This is a genomic window from Rhodococcus sp. NPDC127593 (assembly GCF_042671975.1).
Classification (GTDB): Bacteria; Actinomycetota; Actinomycetes; order Mycobacteriales; family Mycobacteriaceae; genus Rhodococcus_F.
In genome coordinates this window covers 74,923-94,693 of the sequence record NZ_JBHXWI010000006.1, presented here as the reverse complement: position 1 = coordinate 94,693, position 19,771 = coordinate 74,923, and the positions used below count along the sequence as shown (strand labels likewise).

Here is a 19,771-nt window from a genome sequence, read left to right as displayed (position 1 = left end):
GTGGCGGCCCGCGTGAGACGTGGGTCACTTAGCGAATGGGATTCGTTAAGTATGCGGAGGGCGCGTCCCTAACGCAAGGGGTCAAACGAACTCAATTCGTTAATGTTGGGGTTTCGGCGTGGCCCGAGGTCGACGTCTGACACAATGGAGTAGTCGTCCGGGCTCCGCTGGCCAACTTGTCCAGCGCTATCCCGATCCCGACCGGTCAGGGTGGCACGGACCCGACCGCAACTGCGCAGGAGCCGACATGACCGTTCCCGTTCGCTGGATGTTGTCCCAGCCGGACCTGGCTCTCGAGTTGAAGGGTGGCGCCGCCGGTCTCGGCAACGAGATCACGTTCGCCCACACCACCGAGCTGCAAGACCCCTTCCGGTGGCTCTCCGGCGGAGAATTGCTCCTCACCACCGGCATCCGGCTTCCACTGACCGCCGCCGACCGGGCCCGATACCTGCGCGGCCTCGGTGAAGTCGGTGTGGCGGCGGTCGGGTTCGGCACCGGGCTCTCGCATCCGGAGGTGCCCGAGGACCTGGTGTCCGTCGCCGACGAGATCGGGCTGCCGCTACTCGAGGTGCCCTTGCCGACCCCGTTCGCGGCCGTCGTCAAGCGGGTCATGAACCGACTCGCGGAGCAGGAGTACGAGGCGGTGCTGCGCGCGTCCCGGGCGCAACCGCGGATGACCCGCGCCGTCATCCAGGGCGGCACCGGCGCCACCGTGCGCGAGCTGGCCGTCGCCACGTCGGCCACCGTCCTGCTCCTCGACCTGTCCGGCCGAGTGCTGGAGTCCCATCCGGCGCAGCCCGCGGAGGACGTGCTCGGGGAACTGCGGGAAGTGCTGGAGGCGGGCACCGGCGGGGCGTCGAGCAGCGTGTCCCTGGCACGGTCGGGCGCGTCGATCACGGTGCAGCAGATCAGCGTCGGCAGCACACCGCACGGACACCTCGCCGTGATCAGCCCCACCGCGCTCAGCCACGTGGATCAGATCCTGCTCGGTCACGCGAACTCGTTGCTCGCCTTGGATTTCGAGAAGCCGGTGCGGCTCCGGACCGCACAGAACCGGCTCAACTCGCACGCCCTCGGCCTGCTGCTCACCGAGGACCGCGACCTCGCGCCCGCCTGGTCGCAGATCCGGCACGCCGCGGACGCGGACGGGATGGTCCGCGGGCTCACGGTCGTGGCCGAGACGCCGGCACTCGCGGAACGGGTGGAGTCGGCGGTCGCGGTCGCCATGAACAAGGCTGGACGGCAACTCTTCTCGCGCCGTCACGACACCCGGGTCACCGTTCTGCTGCGGGGCACCGACGACGTGGACTTCGCGCGGGCGATGCTGCGCGGACTGTCCGCGCCGGCGCGGAAGGCGATCCGTGCGGGGCTGAGCGGGAAGCGGGAGGTCGCCGGTCTGGTGGCGGCCATCGAACAGTCCCAGCTCGCTGCGTCCGCCGCCGAGGCGGGGGCCGAGCCGTTGGAGTTCGCGGCGCTGACCGGTAGCGCGCTGCTCGCCTTCAGCTCGACGCGGGCGGTGCTGAACTCCCTGGCGGACACGATGATCGCGCCGATCGACGATTACGACCGCACCAACGGCACCGAACTGCTGGGATCGCTGCGGGCATTCCTCGAGGCGAACGGGCACTGGGAGTCGGCGGCCGCGGCGATGGGCGTGCACCGGCACACCCTGCGCAGCCGCATGGCGCGGATCGAATCGTTGATCGACTGCCGGCTGGACGTGGCCCGGGTGCGCGCCGAACTGCTGCTCGCGATCATCGCCCGGCAGTCGTGACTGCCGGGCGATGATCGGACGGGATTACTTTCCGAGGCGGGCGGCGATGTCCGCGGCGGTGCGCTGACCCATCCGCACGGCGCCGTCCACGTGCTGGTAGCCCTCGGCGGCGATGTCCGAGCAGGAGAAGTGGAACGGTCCGACCGGCGTCCGCGTGTCCTTGCCGTACCGGTGCAGGCCACCGAGGTCGAAGCTCGCGGCGTACGCGCCCCGGGTCCATTCCTCGGAGCCCCAGTCGGACTCGTAGTAGACCACCGGCTCGGCGGCCTTCGGTCCGAGGTACCGGGCGAGCGAACCGAGGATGGTGGCGCGACGCTCTTCTTCGCTCAGTTCGAACATGGCGTCGGCCTTCTCGTCCGACACGAACGCAACGAGAGTGCCGCGGGCGTCCTCGTGGTTGGTGTTGTCGTACACCTCCTGGACGACCTCGGACGCGCCGAATCCGGTGCCGGCGAGACCGTCTTCACGCCAGAACGGGGTCTCGTACACGGCGTGCACCTTGATGACGAGTCCCAGCGACTGGTGCTGGTGCATCTGGTGCTGGCGGCGCGGCAGCGGCGGGTCGTAGGAGATGCGGGAGTACAGGTTCGGCGGGACGGCGAGCACGACGCGGGACGCTTCCACGCGAATGTCCCCGTCCGCCAGCACGACTGCGCCGTCCTCGCTCCACTGGACGGTGCGCACGGGCGCGTTCAGGAAGACGTCGTCGCCGAGGGCGGCCGCCATCCGGATCGACACCTGCTGCATGCCGCCGATGACGCGCTTGTCGAGGATGAAGTCCTCGTCCACCAGATGCGAGAACGATCCGGCGGACGCGGCCATGAGCACCGCCTGCAGCGCCGAGAACGAGTGCGCGGGCTTGGTCAGCATGCCGCCTGCGATAAACAGGCCGATGTTGTCCCGGGCCTCGGCGTCGTCGGACTGCTCGATCAGCCAGTGCTTGAACGAGATCGTGTCCAGTTCGCGGGCCAGCGGGTGCGCCCAGGGCTCCTCGGCCCCGACCTGCGCGGCCAGGTCGTCGAGGATCTGGATCAGCCGGTCCATCTCCTTGCGGGTCGTCTCGTCGACGGGGAAGGATTCACCGGTGTAGCGGGTGCGTTCGCCGGCGGCGGAGATGTAGACGGACTCACCCTCGCGGTACCGGTCGAACGTCTCGAGGCCGAGTTCGTCGAGCAGGGAGATGAGCGTCGTCTGGTCGGGGGAGACCCACTGGCCGCCGATCTCCAGCATCGCGCCGTCGATGGTGTCGGTCCAGGTCCGACCTCCGACGCGGTCGCGCGCCTCCAGGACCGCGACGGACAGCCCCGCCTTGCGCAGCGCGGTGGCTGCGGCCAGGCCGGACGGGCCGGCGCCGACGATGGCGACATCACGTTGGAGAGTAGGCACTTTCGAGCTCCTTTGGTTGAAGTGCTGACGGGTCGTGAAAGGTGGTTCGGTTAGCAGCGGGTCAGCGCGAGCGACAGTTCGGCGTCGATGACGCAGATGCTCGAGTTGTCCACGCGGTCGTGGCTGCGCAGCTCGCCGAGCATCTGTGCAAGGCGGTCCGCGGCGGTGGTGTGTTCGGTCAGCCAGTCGGCGACGGCATCGGCGGCGGACGTCGCGGGCGAGGCGTCGCGCAGCACCAGTCCGATCAGGCCGTGCCAGTGCTCCTGCAGGTTGTCGACGAGGACGGCACCCGCCATCGCCTCCCAGTAGGCGGTCCCGGTCTCGCCGACGGAGAACCGTTCCGACAGCCAGTCGAGGCCCACCACGCGGCCGAATTCGCGGTACGTCTCGGCGACCTGGGTGATCGGCAGGTCGAGCGACTGCGCTGTGGTCTCCAGGGCGAAGCCCTGCGCCAGGATCCGGAGCGTGCCCAGGTCCTGGGCGGGGGCGCCGGTGAGCCGGGGCAGTGCGGCGGCGAGTTCCTGGACCGGCTTCGCGAACCGCTCGATCAACTGCTGCGCATCCGTGCCCGCGGTGCGATGCCTCAGCAGCCACGACGTGGTGCGCTCGATCAAGTCCTGGATGCCGAAGTGCAGGTTCAGCCGGGTCCGGTGGGACGCGCCGGGCAGGGTGAGGACCTCGTTCCACAGGTGGTCGATGTCGAACACCTGCCGCACCACCGCGTACGCGACGGTGATCTCGGGAGTGCCGACGCCGAGCCGCTCCTCCAGACGGTGGATCAGGCCCGGTCCGACACGGTCGATCATGTCGCCGGCCACGATCACGGCCACGATTTCCCGGGCGAGCCGGTGACCGCTGATCTGCTGGGGAACGCGTTCGCGGATGGACGCCGGGAAGTAGTCGGCGAGTACACCGTCGAACACGGCGTCGTCGAGCACGGGGGAGGCGAGCAGTTCGGTGACGACGAGGTTCTTCGACTGTGCGAGCAGAACCGCGATCTCCGGCCGGACCAGGCCCTGGCCGGCGCGGTGCCGCGCCGACAGTTCCGCCGCCGACGGCAGGACCTCCGCGGCCCGGCTGATTCCGGCGTCCCGTTCGAGGTTCTCGATCAGCCGCTCGTGGCGTCCGAGCAGGAACGGTGCGTGGACCTCGGCGAGGCTGATGGCGAGGGTCTGGGAGGCGGCGTCGGCGAGCACCGATTCGCCGATCTCGTCCTGGACGCGGGCGAGGAGCGTGTTCCGTTCCGCCGCGGGGAGTTCGCCTGCCGCAACGGCCGCGTCCAGCGCGACCTTCAGATTCACTTCCCGATCAGACGTGGCGACCCCGGTGGCGTTGTCGATGAAGTCGGCGTTGATCCGGCCGCCGTTCAGCGCGTACTCGATGCGGGCGCGCTGCGTGAGGCCGAGGTTGCCGCCCTCGCCGATCACTGCCGCGCGCACAGTGCTCGCTTCCACCCGGACGGCGTCGTTGGCCGGGTCGGCGGCGTCGGCGTGCCCCTCGGTCGATGCCTTGACGTACGTGCCGATTCCGCCGTTCCACAGCAGGTCCACGTCCGCGGTCAGCAGTGCCTTCACCACCTCGTGCGGGGGGAGTTCGGTGGCGGTGACGCCGAGGCGTTCACGCACCTGCGGCGACAGCGGGATCTTCTTCGCCGTCCGCGGCCACACGCCGCCGCCCGCCGAGACGAGGCTCCGGTCGTAGTCGTCCCAGCTGCTGCCGGGCACGGACGCGAGGCGCTCGCGCTCGCGGTAGGACGCCTCGGAATCCGGTTCGGGATCGAGGAAGATGTGCCGGTGGTCGAACGCGCCGACCAGCCGGATGGCGCGGCTGAGCAGCATGCCGTTGCCGAACACGTCGCCGGACATGTCGCCGATGCCGACCACTGTGAACGCGTCGGTGTCGACGTTCTTGCCCATCTCGGCGAAATGCCTGCGGACGGAGACCCATCCGCCGCGCGCCGTGATGCCCATCGCCTTGTGGTCGTAGCCGGCGGAGCCGCCGGACGCGAACGCGTCGCCGAGCCAGAAGCCGCGACGCGTCGCGATGCTGTTGGCCAGGTCGGAGAATCGGGCCGTGCCCTTGTCCGCGGCCACCACCAGATACGGGTCGGCGTCGTCGTAGATCACCGTGTCGCGGGGGTGGACCACCTCGCCGTCGACGATGTCGTCGGTGACGTCGAGCAGCCCGTCGATGAAGCTCGTGTACGCCGAACGGACCGCGTCGGGCGTCGTCTCGGTGCGCACCACGAACGCGCCCTTCGCGCCCATCGGAACGATCAGCGAGTTCTTCACGTGCTGCGTCTTCATCAGACCGAGAACCTCGGTGCGGAAGTCGTCCGTGCGGTCCGACCACCGCAGGCCGCCGCGCGAGACCGGACCGCTGCGGACGTGGCTGCCCTCGACGATCGGTGAGTGCACGAAGATCTCGCGGTAGGGGGTCACGGCCGCGGACAGCGACAACAGCGACGGGTCGATCTTGAACGCCGCGGGGGCGGCGCTGATCGTCCGGTCGTGCTGGAACCAGTTGGTGCGCAGCACGGCCGACGTGAACGACAGCAGGCCGCGGAGCAGACGGTCCTCGTCCAGCGTTGCGGTGCGGTCGATCGCGTCGAGCAGAACACGCTCCGCGTCCGCGACGGCGCTGTCACGGTCGGGGCCGGTGACGGTGGGATCGAAACGGGCGGTGAACAGGTCGCGGAATCCGCGCACGAAGTCGCTGTGCCGCAACAGGGTCGCGACGATGTTGGGCTCCGACAGTCCCAGCCCCACCTGACGGAGGTAGCGGCAGGCCGCCCGGACCAGGACGGCGTCCGTCCACGTCAGGTTCGCCGCGGCGACGAGCCGGGTGAATCCGTCGACCTCCAGATGTCCGGCGGCCGCGGCCTCGAACGCGTCGGACAGCAGGACCGGAGTTTCGGCGTCCCAGGCGAAGTCGCCGGTGCTGAAGTCGAACCGGTGAAGCAGCGGGCTGCCGGGCTCGCCCGCGGGCAGCTGTTCGTGGGACGCGACCCGCAACCCGAGGTCCGCGAACAGCGCGACCAACTCGGCGAGCAGCGGGGTGCCCTGCGGCCAGACCATGACGGCGGCCGGCTCGGGCAGTGCATCCGCGGTGTCGACGAATCGCAGCCGCGGAGTGGTCCCTCCGGACGCCAGGACCGCGCTCGACACGGCGGCCTCGTCCTGGCGTGGACGGGGTGTGTCGGTCGTGCTCGGAATGACACCGGTATAGCTCATCGTGTGGCTCCTGACCCCTGATCTGGCAAACGCGTGACTTGGGAACCAGTGTGTCGAGAAGAGACGCACGCCACATCCGACGAAGTGGAGCGTCGTACGGCGACGGACGCGACGTTTCGGAGCTGTGAGTACTTATTAACCGCGGGCGGTTAATAAGTACTCACAGCTCGCCAGGTGGAGACCGCTGCGGTGCCGAGCAGCCCGCCGGTGATCACGAAGATCGACGACGTGCCCGCGACCCCCGCCGCGGCGCCTGCGGCCAGCGGAATCAGTACCTGCCCGAGCCGGTTGCCGGTCAGCCGCAGCGACAACGCGGCGGCCCGGTTGGCGGCGGTGACGAGCCCGGCCACCCACGTCATCGTCAGTGGTTGACCGATGCCCCAGAAGAATCCGGCCACGACGAGGAGCAGCGCCATCCCGACCGGGTCGGGCACGAACGGCAGCAAGGCGGTGGGCAGCGCCGAGCACAGCGTGGCGGAGATCAGCAGTTTCTGCCGCGGCACGCGGGTGAGCAGCCACGGCAGGAACGCGCGCGACACGATCGACGCCGCGGTCCGCGCGGTGAGCAGCAACGACACCAGCAGAACGCTGAAACCGAACTCGTGCCCGAGGACGGGGAGGTACGCGACGACGACGTCGACCGACGCCAGCACGATCAGACTGCTGAACACGGCCGGCCGCATCCCCGTCGTCGAGATCATGCTGAACACGGACTGTCGCGAGCCCTCAGGCGCCGACTCCGCCGACTGAGGGCGTTCGCGTATCGGCCAGGCGAACGGGATCGCGGCCAGCGACACCACACCCATCACCGTCAACGCCAGAGTGGTTTCGACGACGCCGCCGTCCGCGCTTCCCGCCGCCGCGATCACTCCGACCAGCGGAACACCGACGGCCTGCCCGATCGAGACGCCGAGTGTCAATCCGGCGAAACCCCGGTCCAGCTCACCGGGCGGGGAGAGGAGCGTGATGAACCCCTGCCCGGCGACGGTCACGAGGATCTGGCCGAACCCGAGGACGACATTGCCGAGCGCGAGGACGATCAGGTCGCCGCTCGCCGCGATCACCAGGACACCCAGTGCGGTCAGCAGCACACCGGCCCGTAGGACCGCGGCGGCGTGCCGCCGGTCCACGGCGCGTCCGATCCGGACCGCGACGAGCAGCGGTGCCAGTGAGAACAGGGCTGTGACGATGCCGATCGTGACGGCGTCGCCGCCGAGCCCGAGGACGCGGTAGGAGACGAGGACGCGGACAGCGTGATAGACGGCCTGGAGGAGAGCAGTGGCGATGCAGACATTGAGGAACCAGTGCTTCACCGGGTTATCCGTTGATCACCTGGCGATTGCCGAGCGGCCCTTGCAACTGGACTTCGAGGGTGCCGAACACAGCGACGAGAATGCACATCTTGTCGGCGGCCTCCGGGAGGGTGCCGGTGCGCAGCGAGATCGTGACGGTGGTGTCGCTCTCGGTGACCGTCGCGTCGGCGCCGTAACACTCCGGGGTTCCGGTGACGAAGTGGATCGCCACCTTGTTGCCGTCCGCGCGGGACCACGACTCGAACGGGGTCGGATTCGCCCGGACGATGTCGGGGCGCGACTCGAAGACGGTGCCGAACTCGTCGCCGGGCACTTCGGAGGGAATGGGCATCCCCGACGACGGATTGGTCGGGCTGGGATCCACTGCGGACGCGATCTCCGGGGGAATCGTCGGTTCGTCGGTGCTCGAACCGGACCCGCATCCGGCGAGGGCGAGGCAGGCCAGCACTGCGAGGGCGATTACGCGCATATGCCACGGTAACCTCATCCCGCGAGCAGGCCGGAGACCAGCGCAATCCCCGGAATCGCAGCCAAAGTGGTGACGAAGGCCGTGTCTCGCGCCATGACCGTTCCCACCCCGTACCGGCTGGCGTAGACGAAGACGTTCTGTGCCGTCGGCAGCGTCGCTACCACCACGATGGCGAACAGTTCGTGGCCGTCGAGCCCGAGCAGATAGCGCGCCATCAGGTAGGCCAGCACCGGTTGCACGATTATCTTGAGCACCGACGCCAGCGCGACGTCGCGTCGCGGGCTGGTCCCCTTCTCCAGCACCCGCACCCCGTACAGCGAGATGCCGAATGCGAGCAACGCACCCGGCACCGACGCGCCACCTATGAGCCGGAACGGCTGCATCAGGGCTTCCGGGGGTGCCCAGCCGAGGAGTGCGATCAGCAGTCCCGCGGCGCCCGCCACGACGATCGGGTTCTTGAACGGCGCGGTGATCGTGTCGAGTCGCGATGCGCCGCGCCGGAGCGTGGTGACGTCGAGGATGGTGAGGGCGATGGGGGAGTACGCGATGATCTGGAACAGCAGCAGCGGCGCCACGAACGACGCGTCGCCCAGCACGAACACTGCGATGGGGATGCCGAGATTCGCGGAGTTCACGTACGACGCCGACAGTGCGCCGATTGTCAGTTCCGGAAGGGACCTGCGTAGCCAGACTCTCGCGACGACCATGTACAGTGCGCCGACCGTCAATGCAGTGGCAGCCGCGACGGCCAGAGTGGGCGAGAAGATGACGGAGAGGTCGGACGATGCGAGCGAGTCGAACAGCAGCGCCGGTGTGGCGACGAAGAACACCAGCCTGCCCAGGACGGATTCGCCCTCCGCGCCCAGCGTCCCGCGACGGCCGAGCAGGTAGCCGATGGCGATGATGACGAATATGACGGTGAATCCCGCAACCACTCCCGACACGCTGCGGGGCACCTCCTCGACAGGTCAGCCTCCTGTCGGCAAACCTTCCGAAGTCTAGTGCTCGGCGTTCGGGTGGGTCACAATAGCCTCCGGTCGGGGAGATCGTCTGTGCGCGCGTTCCGTCGCGCTCGAGGAGCCGCAATGCTGCGTCGAACGACCGTCCTCTGTGCGCTGTTCTGCGCGTGGACCCTCGCCTGGGGTGCCGCTCCCGTGGCGTCGGCGCTGGCCCCGCCGTCGAGTGGGGATCCGCAACTGATCGCGCTCGCCGGGCAGGTCCTCGGGCGCAGCTATCGCGAGAACGCGAGCGTCGCGTACATCGGCGCGGCCGGCACCCGGTTCGCGAATTTCGGGGCCACGGAGGACACCGACTTCGAGATCGGTTCCGTCACCAAGACGTTCACCGCGGAACTGTTCGCCGACGCCGTCGCCCGGGGTGAGGTGCGCGAGGACACGAAGGTCGGGGACGTGCTGCCGCTGCAGGGCGCACCGGTCGGCGACGTGACGCTGCTCGAACTGGCGTCGCACACGTCCGGGCTGGCGCAGTTCCCGATGAGCACCGACACCGTGGTGGCCGTCGGGCACTGGGTGGTCGCGTCCAACCCGTTCACGTACGACCGGGACACCCTGCTGCAGCAACTGCAGTCGGCGCCGCTCACGAGCCGCGGCACGTACTCGTACTCGACCGTCGGCTTCGCGCTGCTCGGCCAGGCGCTGGCCGCGGCCGCGCACACCGACTACCCGTCGCTGCTCCGCGAGCGCATGCTGGTTCCCCTCGGACTGTCGCAGTCGTGGATGCCGCTCACCACCGCCGACCTGCCCGCGAACGTCACCCGCGGATTCGACGTCCTGCACAGGTCGCAGGACCCGTGGCCGCTGGACGCGTACGCCCCGGCCGGAGGTTTGCGGTCCACGGCGAACGACATGTCGACGTACGTCCGGGCACTCATCGACGGCACGGTCCCCGGGAGCACGGCCATGGACCAGCGGTGGATCGGCGACAACTACCGGGCGCTGACGTGGTCGATCGTCCCGTTCGAAGGTCGCGACTACACACTGCACGGCGGCGCGACCGGTGGTTTCCAGTGCACCGTCGTGCTCGACCGCGAGAACGACCGCGGACTCGTCATCCTCACCGACACCATCGGGGGACTCGACCAGCAGGGTCTGGAGATCCTCGCCCACACCCCCATGTGAGTGTTTTCGCGTCCCGGGGCACACATTGTCACTCACGTGTCCGGGTACCCCCGCTGGGTATGTCCGGTTACAGTGGCGGTGTGGAGACGGCAGCCGGGCGGAGGCGCACAGTCGGGGCGCGTGCCGCGCTGCTGATCGCCGTCGCGGCCGGGGTGCTCCTCATGCACAGTCTGATCGCGCCGACCGCGATCGGCGCGGCGCACGAGCAGCCGTCGGTCACCGCGTCCCACGCCGAAGACCCCCACGATTGCGGCGGGGACGGCTGCGAGCAACCCCATCTCACCGGACATCAGTGTGCCGGCGTGATCGTGGTGATCGCCGCGCTGACGTCGGTGATGTTGCTGTGGTGGCATTCCGTGGATCCCGCCGCGCGACGGTCGCGGGTGAGCGCCGACCGTGTGCAGTCGGGGCGCGGACCACCACCGTGGACGGTGTTCTCTTTGGCGGAACTCTCGATTCTGCGGGTGTGACAGGGAGCCCGGGGCATTGTGCCCCGGCGGATCCGACTGTCATTTCCCGAATCGATCTCGAGGAGTTCCTCATGCGTACTACCACCATCACCGCCCTGATCGCCGCCGCGGCAGGCGCGGCTCTCGTCCTGGCCGGCTGCGGCACCGACTCGGCAGGCACCTCGGCGACGTCCGGTGCATCGACGTCCGCCGTCGAAGCGAGGGCGCAGTTCAACGACGCCGATGTCGCGTTCGTGGGAGGGATGTACCCGCATCACGCGCAGGCCGTGGAGATGGCCGACATGGTCGCCGGCCACACCGACAACGCCGACGTGGTCGCTTTCGCCGCCGCGATCAAGGCGGCGCAGCAGCCTGAGATGGACCGGATGACCACCTGGCTCCAGCAGTGGGGGCAACCGGCTCCGACGTCCGACACGTCCGACACGTCCGGCATGCGCGGCATGAACCACGGTGACGGAATGATGCCGGCCGATCAGATGGACGCACTGACGGCACTGTCGGGCACGCAGTTCGACCGGCAATGGCTGACCATGATGATCGAGCACCACGAGGGCGCGATCGACATGGCGAACGCCGAACTCGCCGACGGTGAGAACCCGGAGGCCAGGCAGATGGCCACCGACATCGTGACCGCCCAGCAGAGGGAGATCGCCGACATGCAGGCCGCGCTCGGCTGACCGGAATGACGAAAGGCCGCGTAATCCGAGGATTACGCGGCCTTTTCGGTGCCTACGTGAGTTACCGGCTCGTGAAGGGCAGCAGAGCCATCTCGCGAGCGTTCTTGACGGCGACGGCAACCTGACGCTGCTGCTGCGGGGTTAGGCCCGTGACGCGGCGGCTACGGATCTTGCCGCGGTCCGAGATGAACGTGCGGAGGAGGTTGATGTCCTTGTAATCGACGTGCTCGATCTTGGCCGCGAACAACGGGTTCTTCTTGGGCTTGCGGCCCTCGACGGGACGCGGCTTCTTCGACGGTGCTCTCTTGACTGCCATCTTCTTCCTTTACCAGCTCGACTTGTGGACGCCTGGCAGCTCCCCGCGGTGCGCCATCTCGCGAACACGCACGCGAGAGAGCCCGAACTTCCTCAGGTGGCCGCGCGGACGTCCATCCGCAGCGTCTCGATTGCGCAATCGTACCGGACTCGCGTCGCGGGGCAGACGCTGCAGTGCCGCGCGGGCCTCGGCGCGCTCGTCTTCGCTGCTCGACGGACGGCGGATGGTCTCCTTCAGCTCTGCGCGGCGCTCGGCCCAGCGCGCCACGACGATCTTGCGTTGCTCGTTCTTCGCGATCTTCGACTTCTTTGCCATGCGCGGTGTCTTCTACTTCTCTTCTCGGAAATCGACGTGCTTCCGCACGAGCGGGTCGTACTTCTTCATCACGAGGCGGTCCGGGTCGTTGCGGCGATTCTTGCGGGTCACGTACGTGTATCCCGTGCCTGCGGTCGACTTCAGCTTCACGATCGGGCGGATCTCGTTGCGGGCGGCCATCAGATCCTCTCCCCGCGGGCGCGGATTCGGGCGACGACGGCCTCGATGCCGTCCCGGTCGATGGTCTTGATGCCCTTTGCGGAGAGCGTGAGGGTGACCCGACGGCCCTCGCTGGGCAGGAGGTAGGTCTTCTTCTGGATGTTCGGATCCCAGCGCCGGTTGGTGCGCTGGTGGGAGTGCGACACGGACTTGCCGAATCCTGGCTGGCGTCCGGTCACCTGGCAGTGCGCCGACATGGGCGTTCCTCTCTGTCCTCTCGCGGGGGCGCCCCAAGAGGTTATGACAATCATTTTCGACAACGACGTGATTCCAATGTAGCGTTCTGTCCACGTAATGACAATCGTTATCGAAAGGGTGCTCGTGAGTGAGATACTCGACGGCCGGACTCCGCTGATCCTGGTGTCCGGGTGGAACCGCCCCACCGAGGACACGGCGCGGTCGCTGCTCCGGGAAGGCACCGTCGTCGTGCATCACGATCTCGACCTCGTGCACGAAGGCGTCGTGCGCCGCACCGTCACCACGCTGGAGTCGGGGGCGCCGCGCGAGCGCCGCGGCATCCTCGAACTGGCGCACGGCTGCATCTCCTGCACGCTGCGCGTCGACCTTCTCCCGCTGCTCCGCCGCCTGCACACCCGCAGTTCGGTGCAGCGCATCGTGCTGCACCTCGACCGCCGGCTCGAGCCCGAGGCGGTGTGCTGGGCGGTCGAGCACGTGGCGGTGTCCGGTGTGGTGGGGCAGATCGACGGTCCGGCATCGAGGGACGTTCGCGTCGACGGCGTCGTCACCTGCCTCGACGCGGCATCGTGGCTGGCCGACGCCACCGGCGACGACGCACTGGACGACGACCGCACCGTCGCGCAGGTCGCGGTCGGGCAGGTGGACTTCGCCGACGCCCTGGTGGTGTCGGGCAGTGCCGGCGACGGCTGGCAGCAGGCCCGGCTCCACGCCGTCCTGGCCCGGCTGGCACCTCGAGCGCCGATCGTCTGGGGCGGGAACGCGCTCGACGTCGAGCGCCTGATCCTCGACATCCCGGCCGGCGCGCGGCGCGGTGAGCCGTCCCACGCGCACTCACCGCTGCTGCGCGGGCAGCCGCCGCTGTCCCACGACTGCGGCGTCGTGCTCGTCGAGTTCACCGCCACCCGGCCGTTCCATCCGGAACGGCTGCACGAGGCCGTGGACGTGCTCCTCGACGGTGTCGTCACGTCGCGCGGACGCGTGTGGGTCGCGACGCAGCCGGACGAGGCACTGTGGCTCGAGTCGGCCGGTGGGGGACTGCGGGTGGCCAGTGCCGACCGCTGGCTGGCCGCGATGACCCCGGAGGAACAGGAACAGGTCCCGACTGCGCGCCGCGCGATGGCCGCGCTGTGCTGGAACGAGCGCTTCGGTGACCGGCACACGTCGATGGTGGTGCTGGTGCACGCGGCCGACCCCACCGAGATCGACCGCACGTTGCAGTGGGCGCTCGTCACCGACGACGAACTCGCGGACGAAGCGGGATGGCGGTCGTGGCCCGACCCGTTCGGGCAGTTCCACGAAGATCCCTGCGAGAGCAGCGAATCACCCTACGCAGAACCCGAATCGAGAGAGGGACACGAATGAAGTCCGACATCCACCCCGACTACCACCCCGTGGTGTTCCAGGACGCGAGCACCGGAACCACGTTTCTCACGCGGTCCACGGTAACCAGCGACCGCACCGTCGAATGGGCGGACGGCAACACCTATCCGCTGGTGGTCGTGGACGTGACCAGCGAGTCGCACCCGTTCTGGACCGGCGCGCAGCGCGTGATGGACACCGCGGGCCGCGTCGAGAAGTTCGAACGCCGCTATGGAGTGCGCACGCGCCCGTGAGTACTTGTTAACCGCGGGCGGTTAACAAGTACTCACGGGTCGAAGGCCGTGAAGCTGGGATTGGGGGACCCGGCCGGGAAGTGACGGTGATCGTGCGAACCTTGGCGGGTGCTGCTGTACATCCTGGAACTGGTGGGCATCGCGGTGTTCGCGGCCTCGGGCGCCCTGGTTGGGGTGACGAAGCGACTCGACATCTTCGGTGTGTGCGTGGTCGGTGTGTTCACCGCTCTCGGTGGCGGCATCGTCCGCGACGTCCTGCTGGGCATCCATCCGCCGACGTCGCTGGGTAGCTGGCCGAACCTCGGCACGTCGTTCGGCATGTCGTTGCTGGTGTTCTTCCTGCATTCGACTGTCGGGCGACTCCGCCGGGAGATCCTGGTGCTCGACGCTCTGGGCATGGGCCTGTTCGCGAGCACGGGCGCGGTGATCGCGCTCGACCACGGGGCGAGTCCGCTCGCGTCGTGCCTCATCGGTGGGACGGCGGCGATCGGCGGCGGGATCTTGCGCGACGTGCTGGTGAACGAGGTCCCGTTGCTGCTGCAGCGGGACTTCTACGCGGTGCCGGCGCTGCTCGGTTCGGCGCTGGTGGTCGCGGTGAGCGAGTGGGGTTCGGGCACCGATGTGGCGCTGGTGGTGGGCACGGTGTTCGCGTCGGCGCTGCGGGTGCTGGCGCTGTGGCGGAACTGGGGTCTGCCGGGTCCACGCGTCCTCGAGTGACTGGCCAACAGGGCACTTCGATGGTCCCTTCTCAGACATATCTCAGTTGATCGGGCCAAACTGTCGGGTATGCGCATTTTGGTGGTCGACGACGATCGCGCCGTGAGGGAGTCCTTGCGGCGTTCTCTCAGCTTCAACGGGTACTCGGTGGAACTGGCCGTCGACGGTATCGATGCACTCGAGAAGGTGGCGAACGCACGTCCCGACGCGCTCGTGCTCGACGTGATGATGCCGCGCCTGGACGGTCTCGAGGTGTGCCGACGGCTGCGGAGTACCGGCGACGACCTGCCGATTCTCGTCCTCACGGCGCGCGACTCCGTGTCGGAGCGGGTGTCGGGTCTGGACGCCGGAGCCGATGACTACCTGCCCAAACCCTTCGCCCTGGAGGAGTTGCTGGCCCGGCTGCGTGCACTGCTGCGCCGCGCCGCGCCGGAGCCGGGCATCGACTCGGAGAAGATGACGTTCGAGGACCTCACGCTCGACCCGGTCACTCGCGAGGTGACGCGTGGCGAGCGGTCCATCAGCCTGACGCGCACCGAGTTCTCGCTCCTCGAGATGCTGATGGCCAACCCGCGCCGGGTGCTGACCCGCGGACGCATCCTCGAGGAGGTGTGGGGTTACGACTTCCCGACGTCCGGCAACGCGCTGGAGGTCTACATCGGGTATTTGCGTCGCAAGACGGAGGCGGACGGTGAGATCCGCCTGTTGCACACCGTCCGCGGAGTCGGCTACGTGCTGCGGGAGACTCCTCCGTGATGGCTGTTCCGTTCCACAAGACCGCCGACAGGTCGGGGTCGGCGAAGCACGACTCGCACCACATTTCCCGGTACCCCACAGGCCCGATTCCGTTACCGCCCGAGATGCGACCTCCGATGCCGTTGACGCGGTCGGTGTCGTTGCGGTGGCGGGTGACGCTGCTCGCTGCGTCCGTGGTGGCCATCGCGGTGGCCGTCATGGCGATCGCGGCGTACGCCGTGGTGTCGCGGGCTCTGTACGCGGATGTGGACAACCAGCTGCGCACCCGCGCGTCGGCGCTCATCGACAGCAATCTCGTGACGTTCGATCCGCGCTACATCGCGGGCGCGACCCTGTACACGACGGACATCAGTGTGGCGCTGATCTTCCCGGACCTCGACACGTACACACCGCCGGGGTCGAGTGTCCCCATCGGTGAACCCGAACTGTCCGTGGCCCGCGGCGAGCGCGACACGTCGTTGCGGACGGCGGAGAATCAGCGGGTGCTGGCCGAGCGCACCCAGGACGGCAGCACACTGGTGATCGCGCAGCGACTGGCGCCGACGGGCGCCGTGCTGGACCGCCTGGCCTGGGTGCTGTTCATCGTCGGCGGGTGCGGAGTGGTCCTCGCGGCCGCCGCCGGAACGACGGTGGGGCGCACCGGTCTGCGTCCGATCGCCCGGCTCACCGCCGCCACGGAACGGGTGGCACGGACGGACGACCTGACGCCCATGCCGGTGACGGGCAACGACGAACTCGCCCGGCTCACCGAGAGTTTCAACACGATGCTGAGGGCGCTCGCGGAATCGCGGGAGCGGCAGAGCAGGCTCGTCGCCGACGCGGGACACGAACTGCGGACGCCGCTCACCTCGTTGCGCACCAACATGGAATTGCTGATCGCGTCGAGTCGTCCTGGCGCACCGCATATTCCGGACGAGGACATGGCCGAACTGCGCACCGACGTGGTGGCGCAGATCGAGGAACTCTCGCAGCTGGTGGGCGATCTCGTGGACCTTGCCCGCGAGGACGCACCGGAAACCATCTTCGAGAGAGTCGATCTCAGCGAAGTGGTGGAACGGAGCCTCGAGCGGGCGCGCCGCCGGCGCAACGAGATCGACTTCACCGCCGTCACCGTTCCCTGGTTCGTGTACGGCGACCACGCGGGATTGTCGCGGGCGGTGCTCAACGTGCTCGACAACGCGGCAAAGTGGAGTCCCACCGGTGAGCAGGTGCGCGTCGCGATGCAACCGGCAGGCGACGGACTTCTCGAGCTGACGGTCGACGACGCGGGACCGGGCATTCCGGAGGAGGATCGGGAGCTGGTGTTCGACCGCTTCTACCGGTCGACGGCGTCGCGCTCGATGCCCGGCTCCGGGCTGGGTCTGGCGATCGTCAGGCAGGTGGTGGTCAAGCACGGCGGCACGATCGCCGTCGACGTCTCCGAACGGGGCGGTGCGCTCATCCGGATCGTCCTTCCGGGTGAACCCGAAGCGGAATAGTCTCAGGGTCTCGGCTAACTCAAAGGCCGGTCTCAGGACCTTCTCAGTCCCACCGGGCACTCTCGTACACAGAGACGGTGCGACTGCCCCCTGCGGGCGGTCGCGGGAGATGGAAGTGATGCGATGACCGAAGATCGAGACAGTCACGACGGCAACAGCCGCGACAATGCCGGTGGCGACCAGGGCGCGCGGCCCGAACAGCCTGCCCACCCGCAGTCGACGCCGGGTTACCACCCGACCGAGCAGTTTCCGGCCACTCCGCAGAACCCCGCGGGCGGTCCGATGGGTCAGCAGGCCTACGGCGCGCCCGGGTACCCCCAGGGCAATCCGTACGGTGCGCCGCAGCAGCCCGCCCAGCAGTTCGGGCAGCCTCAGCACGGCGCTCCGGGACACCCGGGTGCCCAGCACGGCGCTCCGGGACACCCGGGTGCCCAGCACGGCGCTCCGGGACACCCGGGTGCCCAGCACGGGGTCGGGCAGCACGGGGCGCCTCAGGGCCCGTTCCCCGGCCTTCAGGGCCCCGGACAGGCCGGGGAGGGATCGACGGCGACCGCGACCAAGCGTCCCGCCCGAACCGCCATCGTGGTGGGCGCTGTGGCGCTCGCTCTCGTGAGCGGTGGCATCGGTGGCGTCGTGGGCTCCCTGGCAACCGACCGGAACGGCAGCGGCGCCGCGGTGACCAACTCCCTCGACGCCCCCAAGAACAACACCGCGACCCCGGCCGCGAATGCACCGGCAGGTTCGGTGCAGGCGGTCGCGAACAAGGTGGTCCCGAGCGTCGTCCAGATCGAGGTGGCGACGGCAGGCGGTTCCGGTGGAGAAGGATCCGGCATCGTCATCTCGTCCGACGGCATGATCCTCACCAACAATCACGTGGCAGGCGCGGCAGCAAAGGGCGGCAAGCTGACGGTCGCCTTCTCGGACGGCAGCACGGCGGACGCCAAGCTGGTCGGCGCCGACCCGGTGTCCGATCTCGCGGTCATCAAGGTGGACGGCAAGACCGACCTCACTCCGATCGAGCTGGGAACGTCCGGCAACGTGCAGGTCGGACAGCAGGTCGTGGCGATCGGGTCGCCCCTCGGCCTGGCCGGGACCGTCACCGAGGGCATCATCTCGGCGCTCAATCGCCCGGTGTCCACCAGCGGCGAGTCCGGCAACCAGAACACCGTCATCGACGCCCTCCAGACCGATGCGGCGATCAACCCGGGCAACTCCGGCGGCGCCCTCGTCAACATGGACGGCCAGCTGATCGGCATCAACACCGCCATCGCGAGCATCGGCGGTTCCGGTGCCGGCGAGCAGAGCGGCTCCATCGGACTCGGCTTCGCGATCCCGGTCGACCAGGCCCGGCGCATCGCGGACGAGCTGGTCAAGACAGGCAAGGCCACCCAGGCCGTCATCGGGATCCAGGTCCCGTCGCAGGACGCCGCCAACGGTGCAACCGTCGTCGAGGTCACGGCGGGCAGCCCGGCGGAGAAGGCGGGTATTCCGAAGGGGTCGGTGATCACCGAGGTCGACGACCGCGTCATCACCAGTGGCGACGCGCTCATCGCCGCCATCCGTTCACACGCACCGGGAGACAATGTGTCGATCACCTACACCGACGGGAACGGATCCAATACCAAGACCGTCGACGTCACGCTCGGAACGGCCGAACAGGGTGGCCGCTGATGAACACGGGGATTCTCGGGCAGGTCGAGTCTGTTCTGAACGGGGCCACTACGGTAGGGACCATGGAAATCGAAGCCTCGCTGGCCGGCCGCGCGCTGGTGGTAATCGTCGACGACCGCACCGCTCACGGTGACGGCAAGGACTCCATCGGGCCCCTGGTGACAGAACTGCTGAACGAGGCCGGCTTCATCGTCGACGCCATCGTGGCGGTGGCGGCCGACGAGGTGGAGATCCGCAACGCGCTCAACACCGCCGTCATCGGAGGCGTCGACCTCGTCGTCTCCGTCGGCGGTACCGGCGTGTCGCCGCGTGACGTCGCCCCCGATGTCACCGCCGAGGTCCTCGACCGCGAGATTCCTGGAATCTCGGAGGCCCTCCGGTCTTCCGGTCTCGCCGCCGGTTCGCTCGACGCGGGCCTCTCCCGCGGGCTCGCCGGAGTGTCCGGCAGCACACTCGTGGTAAACCTCGCTTCCTCCCGCGCCGCGGTCCGGGACGGCATGGCCACCCTGACGCCGCTCGCGGCGCACGTGATTTCCGAATTGTCCGGTCTGGAAGGCTGAGACGATTTCTCGTTCCGACGAGCCGGACTCGCACAGCGAGCCCGACGAGCAGGCAGTTCCGAGCCGGGCCCCGATCGACAGGGCCCGGCTCGAACGCATCTTCGGGGACGTCTTCCCCGACACCACCGCGGACGAACGCGGACAGGACGAGGCATCTCAGTATGTGGACAAACGCAATGAGTCCGAGGAGTGGATTCGGCGTCAGGTTCCCCCTCATCACGGGTAGACGCCTGATTGAAATCTGGATGAATCTAAGTGTTGTCGGCAGTAACGGAAAAAATTGCGCTCGGAAAACTACTGGTACGGCCGCTTTCGTTCACGAGAATCCAAAGCGGGGCTACCCGTAGGTAATGTTTCGTTTTCAACTTTGTGAGGCACATCACAATTGCGTCACGAGCTGATCACGTTGCCCAGGTTCTTAGCTCGGGTTAATGTCCCTGACGAGTCAGTACGAAGATGGAGGGCGGG

At 68.5% G+C, this 19,771-nt stretch carries 20 protein-coding genes; 11 read left to right on the top strand and 9 right to left on the bottom strand.

Going from position 1 to position 19,771, the window contains the following annotated elements:
* Positions 1-247: 247 nt before the first annotated feature.
* Entirely contained in the window at positions 248-1,774 is a 1,527-nt protein-coding gene (locus ACFVJ3_RS07135) for a PucR family transcriptional regulator (protein WP_378451401.1), read from the top strand.
* 24 nt (positions 1,775-1,798) lie between these two features.
* Here ACFVJ3_RS07135 and ACFVJ3_RS07130 read toward each other — a convergent pair whose 3' ends face one another.
* The 5 genes from ACFVJ3_RS07130 to ACFVJ3_RS07110 all read right to left on the bottom strand — a co-directional run bounded on the left by ACFVJ3_RS07130 (position 1,799) and on the right by ACFVJ3_RS07110 (position 9,119).
* Positions 1,799-3,160: a flavin monoamine oxidase family protein gene (locus ACFVJ3_RS07130; RefSeq protein WP_378451400.1), complete on the bottom strand. Its 1,362-nt coding sequence runs from the start codon at positions 3,158-3,160 to the stop codon at positions 1,799-1,801.
* Positions 3,161-3,210: 50 nt separating this feature from the next.
* Positions 3,211-6,393, bottom strand: a complete 3,183-nt coding sequence (locus ACFVJ3_RS07125; protein ID WP_378451399.1) for an NAD-glutamate dehydrogenase domain-containing protein — start codon at positions 6,391-6,393, stop codon at positions 3,211-3,213.
* A 149-nt stretch (positions 6,394-6,542) separates the two neighbouring features.
* Positions 6,543-7,706, bottom strand: coding sequence for an MFS transporter (locus ACFVJ3_RS07120; protein ID WP_378451398.1), 1,164 nt, complete (start codon positions 7,704-7,706; stop codon positions 6,543-6,545).
* Between the two features lie 4 nt (positions 7,707-7,710).
* A complete protein-coding gene (locus ACFVJ3_RS07115) occupies positions 7,711-8,175 on the bottom strand; it encodes a hypothetical protein (RefSeq protein WP_378451397.1) in 465 nt (154 codons plus the stop codon).
* 14 nt (positions 8,176-8,189) lie between these two features.
* Positions 8,190-9,119 carry an AEC family transporter gene (locus tag ACFVJ3_RS07110; protein WP_378451396.1) on the bottom strand — a complete coding sequence of 310 codons (930 nt, stop codon included), beginning with the start codon at positions 9,117-9,119 and terminating at the stop codon, positions 8,190-8,192.
* Between the two features lie 141 nt (positions 9,120-9,260).
* Between ACFVJ3_RS07110 and ACFVJ3_RS07105 the strand changes: the two genes are divergently transcribed.
* The 3 genes from ACFVJ3_RS07105 to ACFVJ3_RS07095 all read left to right on the top strand — a co-directional run bounded on the left by ACFVJ3_RS07105 (position 9,261) and on the right by ACFVJ3_RS07095 (position 11,460).
* Positions 9,261-10,313 carry a serine hydrolase domain-containing protein gene (locus ACFVJ3_RS07105; RefSeq protein WP_378451395.1) on the top strand — a complete coding sequence of 351 codons (1,053 nt, stop codon included), beginning with the start codon at positions 9,261-9,263 and terminating at the stop codon, positions 10,311-10,313.
* Positions 10,314-10,393: 80 nt separating this feature from the next.
* A complete protein-coding gene (locus ACFVJ3_RS07100; protein WP_378451394.1) occupies positions 10,394-10,783 on the top strand; it encodes a DUF6153 family protein in 390 nt (129 codons plus the stop codon).
* 71 nt (positions 10,784-10,854) lie between these two features.
* The gene (locus ACFVJ3_RS07095; RefSeq protein WP_378451393.1) at positions 10,855-11,460 is read left to right on the top strand and encodes a DUF305 domain-containing protein; all 606 of its coding nucleotides are present in this window, start codon (positions 10,855-10,857) and stop codon (positions 11,458-11,460) included.
* Positions 11,461-11,521: 61 nt separating this feature from the next.
* On the opposite strand, the gene rpsR is transcribed toward ACFVJ3_RS07095, so the two are convergent.
* From rpsR to rpmB, 4 genes are read right to left on the bottom strand one after another with little or no spacing between them, the layout of a single operon-like run.
* Positions 11,522-11,776 (bottom strand): 30S ribosomal protein S18, encoded by a 255-nt coding sequence (gene rpsR / locus ACFVJ3_RS07090; protein ID WP_009478875.1) that lies wholly within the window; start codon positions 11,774-11,776, stop codon positions 11,522-11,524.
* 9 nt (positions 11,777-11,785) lie between these two features.
* On the bottom strand, positions 11,786-12,091 hold the full coding sequence (gene rpsN, locus ACFVJ3_RS07085; RefSeq protein ID WP_005259913.1) for a 30S ribosomal protein S14: 306 nt from the start codon (positions 12,089-12,091) through the stop codon (positions 11,786-11,788).
* A 12-nt stretch (positions 12,092-12,103) separates the two neighbouring features.
* Positions 12,104-12,271, bottom strand: a complete 168-nt coding sequence (rpmG, locus tag ACFVJ3_RS07080; RefSeq protein ID WP_160094064.1) for a 50S ribosomal protein L33 — start codon at positions 12,269-12,271, stop codon at positions 12,104-12,106.
* Complete coding sequence (gene rpmB, locus ACFVJ3_RS07075; RefSeq protein WP_378451392.1) at positions 12,271-12,507, bottom strand: 50S ribosomal protein L28; 237 nt, start codon at positions 12,505-12,507, stop codon at positions 12,271-12,273. Before rpmB ends, rpmG begins: the two co-directional genes overlap by 1 nt.
* Positions 12,508-12,604: 97 nt before the next feature.
* Here rpmB and mrf point away from each other — a divergent pair, with 97 nt between their 5' ends.
* The 7 genes from mrf (at position 12,605) to ACFVJ3_RS07040 (ending at position 19,303) form a co-directional block, all read left to right on the top strand.
* The gene (gene mrf / locus ACFVJ3_RS07070; RefSeq protein ID WP_378451391.1) at positions 12,605-13,870 is read left to right on the top strand and encodes a ribosome hibernation factor-recruiting GTPase MRF; all 1,266 of its coding nucleotides are present in this window, start codon (positions 12,605-12,607) and stop codon (positions 13,868-13,870) included.
* Positions 13,867-14,121, top strand: coding sequence for a type B 50S ribosomal protein L31 (locus tag ACFVJ3_RS07065; protein ID WP_378451390.1), 255 nt, complete (start codon positions 13,867-13,869; stop codon positions 14,119-14,121). Before mrf ends, ACFVJ3_RS07065 begins: the two co-directional genes overlap by 4 nt.
* Before the next feature lie 108 nt (positions 14,122-14,229).
* Complete coding sequence (locus tag ACFVJ3_RS07060; RefSeq protein WP_378451389.1) at positions 14,230-14,838, top strand: trimeric intracellular cation channel family protein; 609 nt, start codon at positions 14,230-14,232, stop codon at positions 14,836-14,838.
* A gap of 69 nt (positions 14,839-14,907) precedes the next feature.
* Positions 14,908-15,594 (top strand): response regulator transcription factor, encoded by a 687-nt coding sequence (locus tag ACFVJ3_RS07055; protein ID WP_378451388.1) that lies wholly within the window; start codon positions 14,908-14,910, stop codon positions 15,592-15,594.
* The gene (locus tag ACFVJ3_RS07050; protein ID WP_378451387.1) at positions 15,594-17,072 is read left to right on the top strand and encodes an ATP-binding protein; all 1,479 of its coding nucleotides are present in this window, start codon (positions 15,594-15,596) and stop codon (positions 17,070-17,072) included. Before ACFVJ3_RS07055 ends, ACFVJ3_RS07050 begins: the two co-directional genes overlap by 1 nt.
* A 123-nt stretch (positions 17,073-17,195) precedes the next feature.
* The gene (locus tag ACFVJ3_RS07045; RefSeq protein WP_378451386.1) at positions 17,196-18,743 is read left to right on the top strand and encodes a trypsin-like peptidase domain-containing protein; all 1,548 of its coding nucleotides are present in this window, start codon (positions 17,196-17,198) and stop codon (positions 18,741-18,743) included.
* Positions 18,743-19,303, top strand: a complete 561-nt coding sequence (locus tag ACFVJ3_RS07040) for a molybdenum cofactor biosynthesis protein B (RefSeq protein WP_378451385.1) — start codon at positions 18,743-18,745, stop codon at positions 19,301-19,303. Before ACFVJ3_RS07045 ends, ACFVJ3_RS07040 begins: the two co-directional genes overlap by 1 nt.
* Positions 19,304-19,771 lie beyond the last annotated feature (468 nt).

What these genes read in the sequence shown, in the direction of transcription:
- ACFVJ3_RS07095 (WP_378451393.1), top strand. Translation starts at nt 10,855, where the DNA reads ATGCGTACTACCACCATCACCGCCCTGATCGCCGCCGCGGCAGGCGCG.
- rpmB (WP_378451392.1), bottom strand. Translation starts at nt 12,507, where the DNA reads ATGTCGGCGCACTGCCAGGTGACCGGACGCCAGCCAGGATTCGGCAAG.
- ACFVJ3_RS07115 (WP_378451397.1), bottom strand. Translation starts at nt 8,175, where the DNA reads ATGCGCGTAATCGCCCTCGCAGTGCTGGCCTGCCTCGCCCTCGCCGGA.
- ACFVJ3_RS07065 (WP_378451390.1), top strand. Translation starts at nt 13,867, where the DNA reads ATGAAGTCCGACATCCACCCCGACTACCACCCCGTGGTGTTCCAGGAC.
- rpmG (WP_160094064.1), bottom strand. Translation starts at nt 12,271, where the DNA reads ATGGCCGCCCGCAACGAGATCCGCCCGATCGTGAAGCTGAAGTCGACC.
- mrf (WP_378451391.1), top strand. Translation starts at nt 12,605, where the DNA reads ATGACAATCGTTATCGAAAGGGTGCTCGTGAGTGAGATACTCGACGGC.
- ACFVJ3_RS07055 (WP_378451388.1), top strand. Translation starts at nt 14,908, where the DNA reads ATGCGCATTTTGGTGGTCGACGACGATCGCGCCGTGAGGGAGTCCTTG.
- ACFVJ3_RS07040 (WP_378451385.1), top strand. Translation starts at nt 18,743, where the DNA reads ATGAACACGGGGATTCTCGGGCAGGTCGAGTCTGTTCTGAACGGGGCC.
- ACFVJ3_RS07135 (WP_378451401.1), top strand. Translation starts at nt 248, where the DNA reads ATGACCGTTCCCGTTCGCTGGATGTTGTCCCAGCCGGACCTGGCTCTC.
- ACFVJ3_RS07105 (WP_378451395.1), top strand. Translation starts at nt 9,261, where the DNA reads ATGCTGCGTCGAACGACCGTCCTCTGTGCGCTGTTCTGCGCGTGGACC.
- ACFVJ3_RS07125 (WP_378451399.1), bottom strand. Translation starts at nt 6,393, where the DNA reads ATGAGCTATACCGGTGTCATTCCGAGCACGACCGACACACCCCGTCCA.
- ACFVJ3_RS07050 (WP_378451387.1), top strand. Translation starts at nt 15,594, where the DNA reads ATGGCTGTTCCGTTCCACAAGACCGCCGACAGGTCGGGGTCGGCGAAG.
- ACFVJ3_RS07045 (WP_378451386.1), top strand. Translation starts at nt 17,196, where the DNA reads ATGACCGAAGATCGAGACAGTCACGACGGCAACAGCCGCGACAATGCC.
- rpsR (WP_009478875.1), bottom strand. Translation starts at nt 11,776, where the DNA reads ATGGCAGTCAAGAGAGCACCGTCGAAGAAGCCGCGTCCCGTCGAGGGC.
- rpsN (WP_005259913.1), bottom strand. Translation starts at nt 12,091, where the DNA reads ATGGCAAAGAAGTCGAAGATCGCGAAGAACGAGCAACGCAAGATCGTC.